This window comes from Paenibacillus sp. VMFN-D1, from assembly GCF_003386155.1.
GTDB classification, from domain to species: Bacteria; Bacillota; Bacilli; order Paenibacillales; family Paenibacillaceae; genus Paenibacillus_AQ; species Paenibacillus_AQ favisporus.
In genome coordinates this window covers 53,378-67,689 of the sequence record NZ_QRDU01000005.1, presented here as the reverse complement: position 1 = coordinate 67,689, position 14,312 = coordinate 53,378, and the positions used below count along the sequence as shown (strand labels likewise).

Sequence of the window (14,312 nt, the reverse complement as noted above, 5' to 3'; positions counted from 1 at the left end):
ATCGCTTCAACTCCGTTTGAAACGTTTCAAACCATTACCGACTTTAAAGGAGACAGGCCATGCAATCAATCACACAGCACAAAAATTACAATTCTCAGGGAATGCTTATCAATAAAGTAGCTCTGGTTACAGGGGCCAGCCGCGGCATCGGAGCAGCGGCAGCCAAACTCTTCGCCGAAGAAGGAGCGGCGGTTACTCTCGTCGCAAGAACAGAAGCAGCTCTTCGCTCTGGAGTAGAGGAAATTATCGCGAAAGGCGGTAAAGCCGATTACATTGTAGCCGATCTGGCCGATTCCGCCAGCATCGAACGGGCGGTTCAAACGACCGTTGAGCGTCACGGTCGCCTGGATATAGCATTCAATAATGCTGGAATTGGGGCTCCCCTTTCGCCCTTAACAGAGGTCACAGAAGAGGATTTCGACCTTCTTCAAGCTGTCAATTACAAAGGAATCTGGGTGGCAATGAAAGCGGAAATCAAGGCAATGCTCGATACTGCAGGTACCGGTGCCATTGTCAATAACAGCAGCGTGGGCAGCTTCAGAGGTAATCCCGGATTGTCTGTCTACGGAGCCGCCAAACGGGCTGTTAATAGTCTGACCGAGACGGCTGCCATTGAATACGGGCCTTCGGGTATCCGTGTAAACGCTATTGCACCTGGCACGACCATGACCGAGATGATCGAGGGGTTAGTTGCACAAGTTCCAGATATCATCGAAAAAAGCAGCTCTGTGACGCCTCTTAGGCGTCCTGCCGATCCTCATGAGATCGCGCAAGCGGCTGCCTGGTTATTGAGCGATCGCGCCTCTTACGTAACAGGCGTCGTTCTGCCGGTGGACGGTGGAACAAGAGCGTAGTCCCTAACGGAGGGAGTATCCCCTAGGGTCCATTGACCCGGGGATACTCCTTGCGTATGTTATGAAACGCTCCGACAATTGCTGCCGCCCCTAAACTATGATGGAATTTCTGACATCCCACGGCTGAGTACATTACGTTTCCAGTTAATTGAACAAAGGGTGAAGCAATAGCCCGCCAGCAAGCTGCTCCAAGATCATTAAAATATCGCACCTCAGTGAAGTTCTGTTATACTTCCGTTTTTGGACGTTCCTTTTTAATACCTTTGTGTGAATCAATGGTGATTTTATGCACTTATTATTTTCATATATAGCTTTTATTACTGATATTTCAACAATTGAAGTTGTTAATGGTTCGATTCTGTTAGTGCAATAAACAGTCGCCTCTTTTAACTTCTCATCGTTCAGTCTATTAGCTAATGTGCAGTGAGGTATCCAATTATTCGGAAGATATTGAGTTTCAGCACTCGCTCGATATATTTCAAAGTAGTTATGATGGTTACCGTGGATTTCTAAAAATTCTTTGGAAGGAACAGGCGCTAGGAATAATGCTCCAGGGTTTAAGAAAGTCCCTAACGAACTCAGCGTAATGGATATCTGTTTTTGGGATTCATAAAATCGGTCAAAATCGGAGATAAATTGTTCAATATTTATTCCAGAATCATACCCCCATCGTAATATGTGGTCGTTTATCTTGTACTTCCTCAGCATATTGGGATATAGCTTTATCACTCAACTCTTTCCAAACATTCTTTATATAGAGTTCCGTATTCGAGTCAAAGTTGATGGATTCGCCTTCTATGAAACACTAACCTCTCTTTTACTTAATTTCTTAAATGCAGCATAATCCTGTTCGGACTTCATAAAACTTAATATTTTTTCGGCACATTCTGTCGGACTCAACTCTTCCGTATTTACTTCAAGGTCATATTCATTAAAGGAATATACTTTGTCGAATTGGGAAGCTGCTAGTCCAATCCTTCGATCTCCTCTGATTTGCTCTCTTCTTGCGAGTTCTTCTTTCGAGCATATGACACCTACAAATAATGTAGGATAATCAAAAAGTACATCAAGATAATCATTAAACCACTTGTCATTTTCGATTACGGTATCAACGATTACATTCAGACCCATTTCGGAAAACAATTTAATTGTCGCGTAGTACATGGAGATTAAGGGATCAAATATGATTTGTCCGATAACTTCATCATCCAATTTTCTTACAGGTTTTAAATCTGGAAATTTATTATTAATAAAATCATTGTAATTATGATAAAAATCATCTATGGATAAATGATGAAAAAGAATCTCTTTCTGGTTGGTCAGTTCCATGGAAATACTCGTCTTTCCTGCACTTGAAGTTCCGTTCAACAACACAATAAGCCCTTGCTCCAAACGAACCACCCTTACTTATAAGATTTGCGTATCTTTCAGATAAACGTTATCTTCACAAAGTTCAATAAATTATCCAGCTGATAAAATATTCGAGAAACAATTGAAATGATCCTGGCCTCTAGGCTAATGAAAATAACGTTTCCCGTTACCTTAATTGCTAATGAAATAAATTGGATTCCATCAATTATTTTATCGACCAGGGAATAGGTGTAACCTGATTGTTCTCCCAGTCTTCCCTAATCACCGCGTAACCGACGGAGTCAAACAATAGCCCGGCTTGTCTCCAAGATTTACGATGATAAGCTTCCAATACGAACAACGATTTAGCAAACAGAGCCCGCATACCCGTGTTATCCACTCGGGTATGTCCTTCAATGCGGATCGCTTCCGGGTATTCAGAGAACACGTGCGAGACAATCCAACTCAAAGCTGACTTTCCGATACCCTTGCCCCGATACTCGCCTCGGATTCTCAGATCGAACATAACAATCGGATCGGAGACATCAAACAATCGGATCAGCCCGATTTTCTGATGGCCGCCTTTATCAATGATCCAGAACGTTCGAGTATTCTCATTGTGATAGGCGCCATTTTCATAAGCCTTTCTGATATCGGATTCAGTAGGGTTCTCAACTCCATGATAAGGCCAGCTATCTGATGTGAGGAACTGTATGAGCTCATCAACTTCCTGTTTAACAGACTCAAAAGTGATACTCACGGTAAAAACCCCTTTCTGTGGCTATGTGAATATTCCACAATTTCAAAAAATTCCTCTTATGCCGTCTGCTGCAAAGAGGCTCATCTCATATCACTCAATCATTTACTTCCGAACGGACTCATCTTCAGCCTTCCCAGTAATTCACTTCATTTTCCAGCTGGTCTCCCCATGCCTCATACACTTGATTAAAACCACAAGATCTTAGTAATTTTTCGGTAGCTCTAAACAATATGATCTGATCCTTGGGGTTAGCGGATTTGGATATCGCTGCAAATCGTTCACTTAAAGCTGTCTTCTGCATTGGAAGATGCTCCAAACGATCGAGTAAGATATCGACTCTATCCAAATAAGGGGGAATTAGCTTATTAATACTAAACAAGCAATTGATTAAGCACATGATAGACGAGGAAGCCTGCAGCAAATACCCAAGTTCATTATTTCTTCTTACTGCCCTCATAGATCGATAAAAAGCATTCAGATAGGCATCCAACCATCTCGTGACATGTCGTTCAGATTCTTGATCCGATAGTGTACAGATTTCATGAATAACCGATGGCAGCCATGTGGTATGGTCAACGATGATTTGAGCAGTTAAAAAAGCGTTCGCTCGCCAATCCGATAATTTTTGAAGCCCTTTAATCTCCTTTTCGCTTATGTAGGATACATCCCATTTCCAAGCCGCGTTGGGAAGACGCAACACGGGCTCGGACTGTTGATAGACGACAAGTAAATCGACATCCGAGTGCTGGTCATGAGCGTCCGCTGAAACCGAACCCATTAAAAGTACACATAACACATTGGGCTGACTACAATTTTCACATACTACCTGTTTGATTTGATCAATCATACGAACCCCCCCACGATTGTATACTTTTTGTTGTCATTATGAACACAAGTTCTTCTCCATTCCTGCGGCTACATATCCCGAAGCAGCGAAGTATTCAGCTCCGCTCTTCCCAGGTGACCGCTGCAGATGACAGGGCGGTTAATGATTTCATAGAGTTTTTTAAGATCCGTAATGTACTCCTGGCTCCAGGTTTCAAACGATTCGAATTCTTCCTTGGAAATTTGGTGGTACTCCGGGGAGTCGGCGATCCCTGTTAGGACCTCATATGCGTAGATATCGTCGCCAAACTTTCCTACAGATTGGTACCTGCCTGTTTTCAGACGGATGTAATCGGTGTATCTCAAGGTCATCACTCCATAGGGATCATGATTATCGTACAATTATCATAATCTGCCCTTCAATACAACACAATCGCAATCGCATAAGACTAAATTCGTCCATCACAGAACGCAAAAAACTCCATCCCCTAAGGGACGGAGTTGCTGCGCATACCTTATTTAACTGTCTGCACCCTCATCCATACGCTGTGCAAATTCGTCCAGAAGCGCACGCACTTCATCGGTAGACGCCGTGCTCATCAATTGATTTCTGAGTTCGCTGGCCCCTCTAAACCCTTTGACATAAATTTTGAAAAAGCGATGTAGAGCTTTGAATGGACGGGTCTCTAATTGTTGGGAATACTGATCATGGAGATCCAGCTGCAATCTTAAAAGATCAAGGTATTCGCTACTACTATGCTCCCTCGGTTCTTTTTCAAAGGCAAACGGATTTTTAAAAATGCCACGCCCGATCATAATCCCATCCACACCATATTGCTCAGCCAACTTCAGGCCTGTTTGACGGTCAGGAATATCTCCATTAATCGTGAGCAGCGTATGTGGCGCCACACGATCCCGAAGTGCTTTAATTTCAGGAATCAGCTCCCAATGTGCATCAACTTGGCTCATTTCATCTCGTGTACGCAAATGGATCGAAAGATTAGCAATGTCCTGCTTCAAAATATGGGTCAGCCGGTCCTGCCATTCATCCACCCTGGTGAAACCAAGTCTGGTCTTTACACTTACAGGCAGTCCTCCTGCCTTGGCGGCTTGGATGATTTCAGCTGCAACCTCTGGGCGGAGAATCAATCCGCTTCCCTTCCCGTTGGATGCCACATTAGGAACAGGACAACCCATATTGATATCGATCCCTTTAAATCCTGCCTTCGCCATCCCGATACTCATCTTTTCAAAATACTCCGGCTTATCGCCCCATATATGTGCAACCATCGGTTGTTCATCCTCGGTAAATAGCAAACGGCCGCGCACACTATGATTGCCTTCTGGATGACAGTAGCTCTCCGTATTCGCAAACTCGGTAAAAAACACATCCGGTCTTCCTGCTTTACTCACGACATGACGAAAAACAACATGCGTCACATCTTCCATTGGTGCAAGTATAAAAAAAGGCCGGGGTAAATCAAGCCAAAAATTATCGTTCACTTCAAACTCAATCCTCTCGTAATAATAAAGCTTCAGCCGTTATCCAAAAATATAACGCCTCATATTCGACTTTTTATCCACTTATATCATGCTTCATAACTTAAATAATTAAATCAAAGTACACTTGAGCTTCCAACCCTTCTGACCATATTATATATCAAATTACTCTGAAATTTTTATATTGTCAGATATAAGAAAAACTCTATCGACGTACCTTCCAAGAAGACAGACCGCGTTTAAAGGAAGTTTTTCTTGCAATATCAGGAAGCCATGGCTCTGGAGTTTATACTTTCTGATATTATAAGAAAAAGAACGAACTCCCCAATCAGCGAAATTCGTTCTTTATTCCAATCATTTAATCATGCCATTCCTATGAAACACAGGTATAGCAATTATGATCGTAGGGTTTACAGCTTTCTCAATTCCTGCAAAATATTCTCCGGATCCAACCGCTGCATAAAGTCCGGATTCACGTAGGCAGAACGGATGATGCCGGATTCGTCGATCATAAAGGTGGAAGGAATCGGCAGGATCCAGCGGTTCGTCGCATTGTATTCCGCCAAGTCCATGCCCATTTGTTTCATCATGTTCTGGATGTAATCCGGAACGTCGTAAAGGATGTTATAGAAAGCAGCCACGAGACCGTTGGTGTCGCTCAGCACTTGGAAGGTCAGCTCTTCTTTCTCCTGCTGGGAAAGCGTGTTGTCCGGGCTTTGCGGGCTGACCGCGATCAACTGGCCCCCAAGGGCTTCGATGTCCGGCAGTAGCTTCTGATACGCCTTCAGCTGACTGTTGCAGAACGGGCACCATCCGCCCCGATAGAAAGTCAGGACAACAGGTCCTCTGGACAATTCATCATAAAGATTAATCGTTTCTCCCAAAGCATTCTTGAGTGTAAAATCTTTAGCCTTCTCCCCCTCCTGCCGGCCGTAAGGAATACCGGATTCCTGCTGCTCCCGGATCTGACGGAACATCTCTGTTTGAATCTCTATAGGGGTATGCGCGATAAATTGCTGTTTGGTTTCCGCTAAAGCTTGAGTTAATGACATGTTTTGCTCTCCTTTTTAATGTAGACTTTCTCATAGAAGCCGCTATAAAATTAGATAGACTTGCTGGTTATTTATCAGGCTAAATCTCAATTCATGAAGCTTCATTCGGCAGAAATCTCGGCTGGTGAGGCGAATGCCGCGCGCTTGCCTTGCCTGCGCAAATGGATGATTTGGGCTGTCAAGCCAACAATGAGAATGACGAAGAGACTGGCTTGGGCGCCGCGGAGAATGGGCGAACTCAGATCGGTGACGAAAGGATGGCCGTTAGGAACACGGGTCAGGGTTTCGGTAATGGTCGGCAGCATCAACAGAAACGCCGTCAGGCTCAGGAAGATGGTTTCGAGGTACTTCCCCGCACGCCCAAAGCTCGAAATACGCCCGACGCCGTATCCGGCGAGCAGCAGCAGGAGCGTTGCGGTACCAATGGCGTAGCTAGCCGACTGATGTGCGATGGGGAAGACGGTGATCGCGCCAATCAGCATCGAAATGAAGTAGACGACACCGGGCTTTGAGCGAGGAACAATCCGTCCGTAGCGAGCAAACATATAGATAGCCAGCGGAATGGCGGGCAAGCTGCTGAGTGTATGCACCCAGCCGAGTGATGAAATTCCAAACATAATTTGTCTCCTTCCAGTCCATAAGGACAAGGTTGATTTGTTTTGTCTTGGCGCGAGCCGATACTAGCGGCTGACAGCATTCCTGATCAAAATTCATTTGGTCGTTATTCACTACCTACTAATAGGTAGGTTAAAAAGACAAGACTCCGCCATCTGCTTTAAACGTCCCCCGTGCCTGTCGTGAAAAAACATCACGCTCGGACCACTCGACGGGACCGGCGACAACCGATATCCCATACTCAGCAGCTCTGGATGTATGTCGGATCCATCGACGGGCAGCAGGGACCGTTTAGCAAACATTCAGCGACAAGAATACGCCGTTCTCACAGTAGACTGACGATATGTAGACGGCATGCCTCGTATCTGTACTTGGCGGATGAGATGCGATTCGTTCGTAAAATAGCGATCTGATCCTCATTAGAACATAGCCTGCTCTCAAGATGGGTAAAGCTAAAGGGTTCACCTCTTTTCTTCAAGATCATGACTACATACCATCGCCATCGCGGCTTTCATCACGAAGAGAATCGCTCCAAGAGCGAGCTTGTCACGACGCCGAATATTTTCGGATCGCCATAGGCCCGTGCTGAGAGCATCGCGCCGTGGACCGTCGCCATGAACGCTTCGGCCTCATCATGAGGGGTACCCATCAGTTGAAGCTCCCCTTGCCGTGCGCCGCGCTCCAGCACGGATGTCAACCAACCCGACAGAGAGCGGAAATGCGCCCGGACCTCTAGGCCAACTTCCTCGGGCAGGACGGGGAGCTGGCTTGCCAGCAGCGCGCAGACACAAAACGGAGCGCTGTCGTCCATGATGCAGGCTTCCCAATAACCAGTGTAGAACCGAAGCAGTTCGAGCGGATCGGATACCTGATGCTCGAGATTCGCCATCCCCTCTTCGGCTTCTTTCCGATACCGCGCAACCAACGTTCGGACCAGATCGACCTTGCTCGGGAAATGGTGATGGATGCTCGCCTTACGAATCCCAACCACATCAGCGATGTCGGCATAACTGAAGCCGTTGTAGCCACCAGCGATGATCAGAGAACGCGCACAAGCCAGTATTTCGTCATAGGTGTTAGATAAATTGTTCATATCGTAATTCTACCTTCTGGTAGGTAGTTTGTCAAATGGTGGCATAAGGGCAAAGCTGGATGGAATCATCAGTAGGCAAAATGTAGGCGGGGCAAGGGTCCTAGCGGGTTCTGGGTTCAAGGTCGAGGGGAAACGGTATGCACGTATCCTGTCCCGCTCCCTAAAAATAATATTGCCTGCCCCTGGGTTCCCTCGGCGGATATCGATTGGGTTTAAAAAAGCCGAGGAAAAACAGGAGTGAATACCTGAATTTCGTTCGGCTCTTAGGCAAACTATTTATGCTTTATGCAGACTAATTAGGCTTTGGGTTAACTTTATTGCTAATTACAACTATCCTTCACCAACCAAGCCACCGATTCAACGTGCACCGTATGCGGGAACATATCCACCGGCGTCACTTCCACCGTCTTGTACCCACCGTCCTCCAGCACCCGCAAATCCCGCGCCAGTGTGGAAGGATTACAGCTCACGTAAACCACCCGCTCCGGCTTCATCTCCAGGATCGTCTCCAGCAGCTTTGGATCGCAGCCCTTGCGCGGCGGGTCGACGACGATGACGTCCGCTTCGATGCCCTGCTCCCTCCAGGCAGGAATGACATCTTCGGACGCTCCGACCTCAAACGTAACGTTGCTCATTCCGTTCAATTCCGCGTTGCGGCGCGCATCCTCAATCGCCTCCGGCACGATCTCGACGCCGTACACCTTGCCCGCATGCTGGGCCAAGAAAAGCGAAATCGTCCCGATGCCGCAGTACGCGTCGATGACCGTTTCCTTTCCGGTCAGCTGCGCATACTCGACCGTCTTCCCGTACAGCACCTCGGTCTGTGACGGGTTCACCTGATAGAAAGATCGCGCCGAGATGGCGAATTTCACGTCGCCGATATAATCATAAATGACCTCACTGCCCCACAGGACACGAGTCACATCACCGAAAATCACGTTCGTCTGCTTCGTGTTGACGTTCTGGCAGATGCTGACGACCGACGGCAGCTGTTCGCGGATCTCCGAGATCCACTCGTCCGCATGCGGTATCTTGTCTCCGTTAGTGACCAAAACGATCATCATCTCACCGGTGCGGAAGGCCACCTTCACGACAACGTGGCGCAACAGGCCCTGGCCGGTTTCTTCGTCGTACGCCGTGATGCCGAGCTTTCGACCAATGGCCTTCACACGGGCAACGACCTCATCGTTGTGCTCGTGCTGTATGAGGCAGGTCTCCATGTCGATGATGCGGTGGCTGCCGCGGGCGTAGAAGCCGCCCACCAGGCCGCCTTCGGTGACGCCGATCGGCACCTGAGCCTTGTTGCGGTAGCGCCACGGCTCGTTCATGCCCAGCGTGGCATGAACGTGGATGCCCTGCTGCGTGGCACCGCCCGCTGCGGCAGCGGACGCCGACGCAGCAGCATCCGCGCCTTCCGCCCCATCGGCAGCCTGCGGCCCGCGCAGCTCGGGCTCGCCGAGCACCTGTAGCTTGCCGATGCGCGTCAGGTTGTCCACGACCAGCTGGCGCTTCCACGCGAGCTGGGCGGCATAGTCCATGTGCTGCAGCTGGCAGCCGCCGCACTGGTCGTAGATCGGGCAGGGCGCCGCGATCCGGTCGGGGCTTGCCTGCACGATGTCGAGCAGCCTGGCGTAGCCGTACTGCTTCTTCGTCTTGAGCACCTTCACGCGGACCTTCTCGCCGGGAAGGGCGCCCGCGACGAACAGGGTGTAGCCTTCTGCTCGGCCAACCCCCTCTCCGTCATGGTTCATGCCGATGATGTCGATGACGGCCTCATCGTTTTTCGCTACCGGCAGGCCGGCAATCGCTGCAGGCGTGCTGCGGCGGCCGGGGTTCCGGCGGCTGTGTCGCTTGTTCATGCTGCTTGAGTCACTTCTTTCGAGTATATTTTGAAAGGGATAGCCCCGATGTACGGCGGCCTGTCCACTTGTATTCATCAAAATTATATGAGGAATTGAATACCGATCTATGATTCATCCATGTTCCGCATACTAATCCTTGCTCATACCTTGCTCCACACACTAATCCATCTTTTATCCCGCGGGTCGTAAGCCCCACAACCCTCTGGCTTCATTTCTTCCCCGCATCCTTCCCATTATAACAGAAAAGCGCACAAAAAAAGTCAAGATGCCCTGCCCCCATCCCTGGCGGATGAGCCGCATGCCGACACCTTAACTCTCCTGCGATGATCCACCACCTGCACAACTTCCCTGCTGCCGGATGAACCATTCTGTTCCTATCCCTGTTGTCTATATCGAAGTATGTCAAAAACAAGCCTTACGCAAAAATCCGCAAATGCTGCGGCAGCACCGAGAACTGCCCCGGCAGCGTTCCGCCAAGTTCTCCGTCCAGGTTCAGCAACACCTTGCCCGGGGACGTCACTTCCATCGATCTCGTGCGGAAGTAGACGACCTTCTTGTCGTTGAAATGCTCGCCGCGCAGCGCGAGGCTGACCAGCCGCACGAATTCGGCCAGGTTGCATTTCTTGAGGGCGATCACGTCGAGCAGGCCGTCGTCGATACGCGCGCCCGGCGCGAGCTTCTCAAAGCCGCCGACGGAGTTCGTGTTCGTGATCAGGAAGATCATGAACTCGTCATGAATCGTCTCCTGGCCCTCGGCATTGATGATCAGCTCCTGCGGAGACAGGCTGACCATCTTCTCCACGCCTTTAATATAATAAGCGAGCTGGCCGATCATCGTCTTCAGCCGGCTGGGCACATCATACGTCAGCTCTGTGAGCGTGCCTCCGCCCGCGATATTGATGAAATACCGGTCATTCGCCTTGCCCACGTCAATCGGGCGGGTCTGTTGGCGGATGACCAGGTCGCAGTAGTCTTCCCAGTTTCTCGGAATGCCCAGCCCCCGTGCAAAATCGTTTGTCGTTCCGACCGGGAACACGCCGAGCGGCGGCAGGTTATCCCGCTCCGCCATGCCGTTGACGACCTCGTACAGCGTGCCGTCCCCGCCGGCGGCGATGATCATGTCATACCCCCGCTCCACGGCGTCGATGGCCGCCTTCGTGGCGTCCCCTTCGCCCATCGTGGCATGGCAGGAAGCCTCGATGCCGCCCTGATCGAGCCGGTGCAGAATGTCCGGCAGACGCCGGCGCATTTCCTCCCGGCCTGAGGTGGGATTATAAATCAAACGTGCTCTTTTCATACATACGCCACCTAATAAGTTGATAATTTCCGAATAAGCGCCTGTTCCTTACAATGACGCATCAGCACCACGCGCAAGCCAGCTCCGGATCTGCCGCTCCATCCAATGGGTCAGCAGCGGGTGCGGCAGCAGCGCTTCACCTGAATACCGGTAATTTAACCCGTCCAGCCGCTGTGGAATCACCGTCCGGGTGAAATAGCCGTCACTCAAAAACAGCGGAGCTGCAATCACCTGCATTCCGCGTTCCTTCTGCCAGTATTCCACCTTCGCCCGTACGCTGTCGGGCCGAAGCAGGGCATAGTCCGCCGCGGCCAGGCCGCCGATCGCCCGGGCGCTCTCCGCCAGGCGCGAGAGGCCTTCCTCCCAGCGCTCGCGGAAACCGTCGTGGCTGCTGCCGTGACCAACAAGAATAAGAACCTCCTCGCCGGGGTTCTTCGATTCCGTCTTCACTTTATCCCACACCATGCGGGCCACGTCCGGATCGTTGTCGATCGGCTCTCCGTACACAATATTCGCCCGGATGCGAAATGGCTCCAGGTCCGTGTCGATGGCCGGAGCGTCAATGACGCCGAGCGCATATGCGATTTCATTCACATGGGTGCTGCCCGAAGAGACAAACAGCGGAATCACCAGTATATCCGTTACGCCCTGACGCTCCAGATCATCGATCCCGTCCTGAATCAAGCGGCCTTCCACGATCTCCAAGAACGAAGCCGCCACAGGGAGTTCTCCCCGCAGCGGCAGCTGTTGGACGGCATCGTCGACCAGCTGGACCCAGGAGGATTCCCTGGAGCCGTGACTGATAACAAGTACCCCCGGTTTGCGCATATTAACGCCCGAGACGCTCTAACGTCATTTTATACCCTTCGTTGCCATAATTCAAACAGCGCTTCACCCGCGAAATGGTGGCCGTGCTGGCTCCCGTCTCCGCCTCAATCTGATTGTACGTGCTGCCCTTGCCGAGCATGCGCGCCACTTCCAGACGCTGGGAGAGGGATTGGATCTCGTTGACAGTACACAGATCGTCGAAAAATACGTAGCATTCCTCTACATCTTTAAGAGTTAAAATGGCTTCAAATAGTTGGTCGATGCTTTTATCATTAAGTTTCTTCAGCTGCACTGAAATATCATCCCCTATTGTAACTATTGCCTATTCAGGATTTTGCTCCCGTCACAGGGTCTTTCCACATTTAATATCGGTCAATCCGTGTTCAAATGATAGTCCTCTATGTACTCCCATTGTACCGAGCCGGTATGAACTTTTCAAGCGTTAACGGATTCACGCACTGAAGAGTTGCATGGCAGCAGGCCAAATAAAGCGACATGGATCCGCCGCCCGGTCCCCGATGCCCTTCCACGGTTAAAATGCATAGAACACCACCTTCCAGTTGAAAGCGCTTAAATTATACATCATCCAGACGGGCTTGTACATGTTTTGGTGGATCATTTCCAATTCCCGGCATTGGACTCCGGGTTGTGATCAGAGATTGGCGATATTCCTTCTCCCGGATCTTCCGCACAGGCACCAACCGGGCCTCCGCTGAATCTTGTAGGGTAAGAGGTCTGGGATCCTTGAATGCCGACTTTTGTGCAAAAGAAAAACCGCCCGATATGGCGGCATGGCGCGTTGTTGTGATGTTTGTGTCCACTCAATCCGTACTCGATGGTCCTTCTCTATGTCGTGCCCATTCATTCCGGATTCGAAGCTCCTTCATTGGCTTGTGCGTTCTTCTCCTTATGATAATCCTCCCAGAGCGGGGCGATGTATTGTTCCAACGTGCTTACGATCTCATTTCTCCGGCCTTCTTCGATATTGACCGTGTCATTTAAAATATCGTTCCGAATCCGGATGAGCACAAATAGTGGAGGTAATGCCACCTCACGCAGGGCCTGAATCATATGTTCTTCTTGGGACGAAATATCCATCACGGCATCTTCCTTTTCTGTTTGGGATGAGCTCATTATAAACCGTGACATTAGTGTCAGGGTCAAGCAAAAATAAGCCGCATTCCACGTTGCCGACCGTTTCATCCGTGCTTCCGCGCCGCCTGGGCATCCGCCCGTTTCCGCTCCTATCCCTGTCTACCGGGCTAACGTCCATACATTATGTTTGCCCAGCACATACAGTATAGTAAATCATTCCAAAAAGGAAAGTGATATCATGCCTGAGCATTACTACCATAAGTCAAAGGCAAAGCCCAAAGCTGACCACCGCTCGCTGAACGAATTTGCCTCCCCATATCCACAGTCCCCGTATCCCGGCATTCAAGGCTATCCGGACTTTGGAGCACCCGGCGGATTACCCGGAGGCGCTCCCGGGTTTGCGCCTTATTACGGACCGGAAGGGTTGGCAGGTACGGCGGAGATCATCCCGCCAGTATCCGCAGCCGCCTCTGCTGCTCCCGCGGCAGCCGCAGCCGCAGCCGCCGCACCGGTCGCTGCCGCAGCCGAAACCGCCAAAACCGGCTTCTCCCTCGCCCAGCTCGGCGACCTCAAGGGACTGATCGACCGGGTGGGCGGCATCGACGGCATCGTGAACTCCGTCGGCAAATTCCAGAAGGTGATGACCGGTATGCAGCAGATCGCCCCGATGTTTAAACTGTTCGCGGGTCTCGGTAAAGGCAAAACCAACAGCAGCAATGATGGCGAGTACAGACCGCGCCGGAGAAAGAAATCCAAGAAATCGTCTTCCAAGAAAAAATCGTCGTCGAAAAAGAGCTCGTCGAAAAAAACATCCAAGAAGAAGCGCAGCTGACGCCAAAAAATCCACTACCATTGCCGTTTAAGCGTCGAACGAAGCCTTCGTTGGTGCGATGAGCCGGTGTCATAATCCGGTGCCATATCGTACCTCATGCCCTATCGTACTCACCATTCACAATATCGATACCCTCATGTCGCCCATTTTACCGGAAGAATACGATGATTCCCTCTTCGCCACCATATCATGCCCAAAGAACATACAAGCGCCAGGTCCCAGCTCAGAAGTCTCTCCACTTCCGTGCTTGGCCTGGCGCATTCCGTTCTACCATACGTTCTGTTGTCCGGCCGCCCGTTCTACTTTATCCTGCTCTTGGCCGATTGCTCCCGTTCTCCCCTGCCACACT

General features: G+C 50.1%; 16 protein-coding genes. 2 read left to right on the top strand and 14 right to left on the bottom strand.

Translation table 11 applies throughout. The annotated features are described in order from the left end of the window. Positions 1-59: 59 nt before the first annotated feature. The gene (locus C7820_RS26720) at positions 60-854 is read left to right on the top strand and encodes an SDR family NAD(P)-dependent oxidoreductase (RefSeq protein WP_116233616.1); all 795 of its coding nucleotides are present in this window, start codon (positions 60-62) and stop codon (positions 852-854) included. Positions 855-998: 144 nt separating this feature from the next. On the opposite strand, the gene C7820_RS34135 is transcribed toward C7820_RS26720, so the two are convergent. From C7820_RS34135 to C7820_RS26650, 14 genes are all read right to left on the bottom strand, one after another. Further along, positions 999-1,562 carry a 2'-5' RNA ligase family protein gene (locus tag C7820_RS34135; RefSeq protein WP_397334229.1) on the bottom strand — a complete coding sequence of 188 codons (564 nt, stop codon included), beginning with the start codon at positions 1,560-1,562 and terminating at the stop codon, positions 999-1,001. A gap of 87 nt (positions 1,563-1,649) precedes the next feature. After that, positions 1,650-2,246: a chloramphenicol phosphotransferase CPT family protein gene (locus C7820_RS26710; RefSeq protein ID WP_116233614.1), complete on the bottom strand. Its 597-nt coding sequence runs from the start codon at positions 2,244-2,246 to the stop codon at positions 1,650-1,652. 184 nt (positions 2,247-2,430) lie between these two features. Beyond that, the gene (locus C7820_RS26705; RefSeq protein ID WP_116233613.1) at positions 2,431-2,964 is read right to left on the bottom strand and encodes a GNAT family N-acetyltransferase; all 534 of its coding nucleotides are present in this window, start codon (positions 2,962-2,964) and stop codon (positions 2,431-2,433) included. Between the two features lie 124 nt (positions 2,965-3,088). Further along, on the bottom strand, positions 3,089-3,811 hold the full coding sequence (locus tag C7820_RS26700; RefSeq protein WP_116233612.1) for a nucleotidyltransferase domain-containing protein: 723 nt from the start codon (positions 3,809-3,811) through the stop codon (positions 3,089-3,091). Positions 3,812-3,879: 68 nt separating this feature from the next. Further along, positions 3,880-4,155: a hypothetical protein gene (locus C7820_RS26695; RefSeq protein ID WP_116233611.1), complete on the bottom strand. Its 276-nt coding sequence runs from the start codon at positions 4,153-4,155 to the stop codon at positions 3,880-3,882. Between the two features lie 153 nt (positions 4,156-4,308). Continuing rightward, entirely contained in the window at positions 4,309-5,292 is a 984-nt protein-coding gene (locus C7820_RS26690; protein ID WP_116233610.1) for a tRNA dihydrouridine synthase, read from the bottom strand. A 407-nt stretch (positions 5,293-5,699) separates the two neighbouring features. Further along, the gene (locus C7820_RS26685; protein ID WP_116233609.1) at positions 5,700-6,341 is read right to left on the bottom strand and encodes a peroxiredoxin-like family protein; all 642 of its coding nucleotides are present in this window, start codon (positions 6,339-6,341) and stop codon (positions 5,700-5,702) included. Positions 6,342-6,442: 101 nt separating this feature from the next. After that, positions 6,443-6,958, bottom strand: coding sequence for a hypothetical protein (locus C7820_RS26680; protein ID WP_116233608.1), 516 nt, complete (start codon positions 6,956-6,958; stop codon positions 6,443-6,445). A 512-nt stretch (positions 6,959-7,470) separates the two neighbouring features. After that, positions 7,471-8,049, bottom strand: coding sequence for a TetR/AcrR family transcriptional regulator (locus tag C7820_RS26675; protein WP_116233607.1), 579 nt, complete (start codon positions 8,047-8,049; stop codon positions 7,471-7,473). A 320-nt stretch (positions 8,050-8,369) separates the two neighbouring features. Next, the gene (rlmD, locus tag C7820_RS26670; protein WP_116233606.1) at positions 8,370-9,908 is read right to left on the bottom strand and encodes a 23S rRNA (uracil(1939)-C(5))-methyltransferase RlmD; all 1,539 of its coding nucleotides are present in this window, start codon (positions 9,906-9,908) and stop codon (positions 8,370-8,372) included. 418 nt (positions 9,909-10,326) lie between these two features. Continuing rightward, complete coding sequence (locus tag C7820_RS26665; RefSeq protein ID WP_076176778.1) at positions 10,327-11,208, bottom strand: diacylglycerol kinase; 882 nt, start codon at positions 11,206-11,208, stop codon at positions 10,327-10,329. A gap of 48 nt (positions 11,209-11,256) precedes the next feature. Beyond that, positions 11,257-12,036 carry a sirohydrochlorin chelatase gene (locus C7820_RS26660; RefSeq protein ID WP_116233605.1) on the bottom strand — a complete coding sequence of 260 codons (780 nt, stop codon included), beginning with the start codon at positions 12,034-12,036 and terminating at the stop codon, positions 11,257-11,259. Position 12,037: 1 nt separating this feature from the next. Beyond that, the gene (locus C7820_RS26655) at positions 12,038-12,328 is read right to left on the bottom strand and encodes a YerC/YecD family TrpR-related protein (protein ID WP_076176780.1); all 291 of its coding nucleotides are present in this window, start codon (positions 12,326-12,328) and stop codon (positions 12,038-12,040) included. A 569-nt stretch (positions 12,329-12,897) separates the two neighbouring features. Then, entirely contained in the window at positions 12,898-13,134 is a 237-nt protein-coding gene (locus C7820_RS26650) for a hypothetical protein (RefSeq protein WP_116233604.1), read from the bottom strand. A 235-nt stretch (positions 13,135-13,369) separates the two neighbouring features. On the opposite strand from C7820_RS26650, the gene C7820_RS26645 reads away from it, so the two are divergent. After that, positions 13,370-13,963, top strand: a complete 594-nt coding sequence (locus C7820_RS26645) for a hypothetical protein (protein ID WP_105442490.1) — start codon at positions 13,370-13,372, stop codon at positions 13,961-13,963. The last annotated feature ends 349 nt before the right edge of the window (positions 13,964-14,312 follow it).

Bases quoted from the DNA above. Each gene is read 5' to 3' on its own strand.
- C7820_RS26720 (WP_116233616.1), top strand. From the start codon at position 60: ATGCAATCAATCACACAGCACAAAAATTACAATTCTCAGGGAATGCTT.
- C7820_RS34135 (WP_397334229.1), bottom strand. From the start codon at position 1,562: ATGCTGAGGAAGTACAAGATAAACGACCACATATTACGATGGGGGTAT.
- C7820_RS26700 (WP_116233612.1), bottom strand. From the start codon at position 3,811: ATGATTGATCAAATCAAACAGGTAGTATGTGAAAATTGTAGTCAGCCC.
- C7820_RS26685 (WP_116233609.1), bottom strand. From the start codon at position 6,341: ATGTCATTAACTCAAGCTTTAGCGGAAACCAAACAGCAATTTATCGCG.
- C7820_RS26680 (WP_116233608.1), bottom strand. From the start codon at position 6,958: ATGTTTGGAATTTCATCACTCGGCTGGGTGCATACACTCAGCAGCTTG.
- C7820_RS26675 (WP_116233607.1), bottom strand. From the start codon at position 8,049: ATGAACAATTTATCTAACACCTATGACGAAATACTGGCTTGTGCGCGT.
- rlmD (WP_116233606.1), bottom strand. From the start codon at position 9,908: ATGAACAAGCGACACAGCCGCCGGAACCCCGGCCGCCGCAGCACGCCT.
- C7820_RS26665 (WP_076176778.1), bottom strand. From the start codon at position 11,208: ATGAAAAGAGCACGTTTGATTTATAATCCCACCTCAGGCCGGGAGGAA.
- C7820_RS26660 (WP_116233605.1), bottom strand. From the start codon at position 12,036: ATGCGCAAACCGGGGGTACTTGTTATCAGTCACGGCTCCAGGGAATCC.
- C7820_RS26650 (WP_116233604.1), bottom strand. From the start codon at position 13,134: ATGGATATTTCGTCCCAAGAAGAACATATGATTCAGGCCCTGCGTGAG.
- C7820_RS26645 (WP_105442490.1), top strand. From the start codon at position 13,370: ATGCCTGAGCATTACTACCATAAGTCAAAGGCAAAGCCCAAAGCTGAC.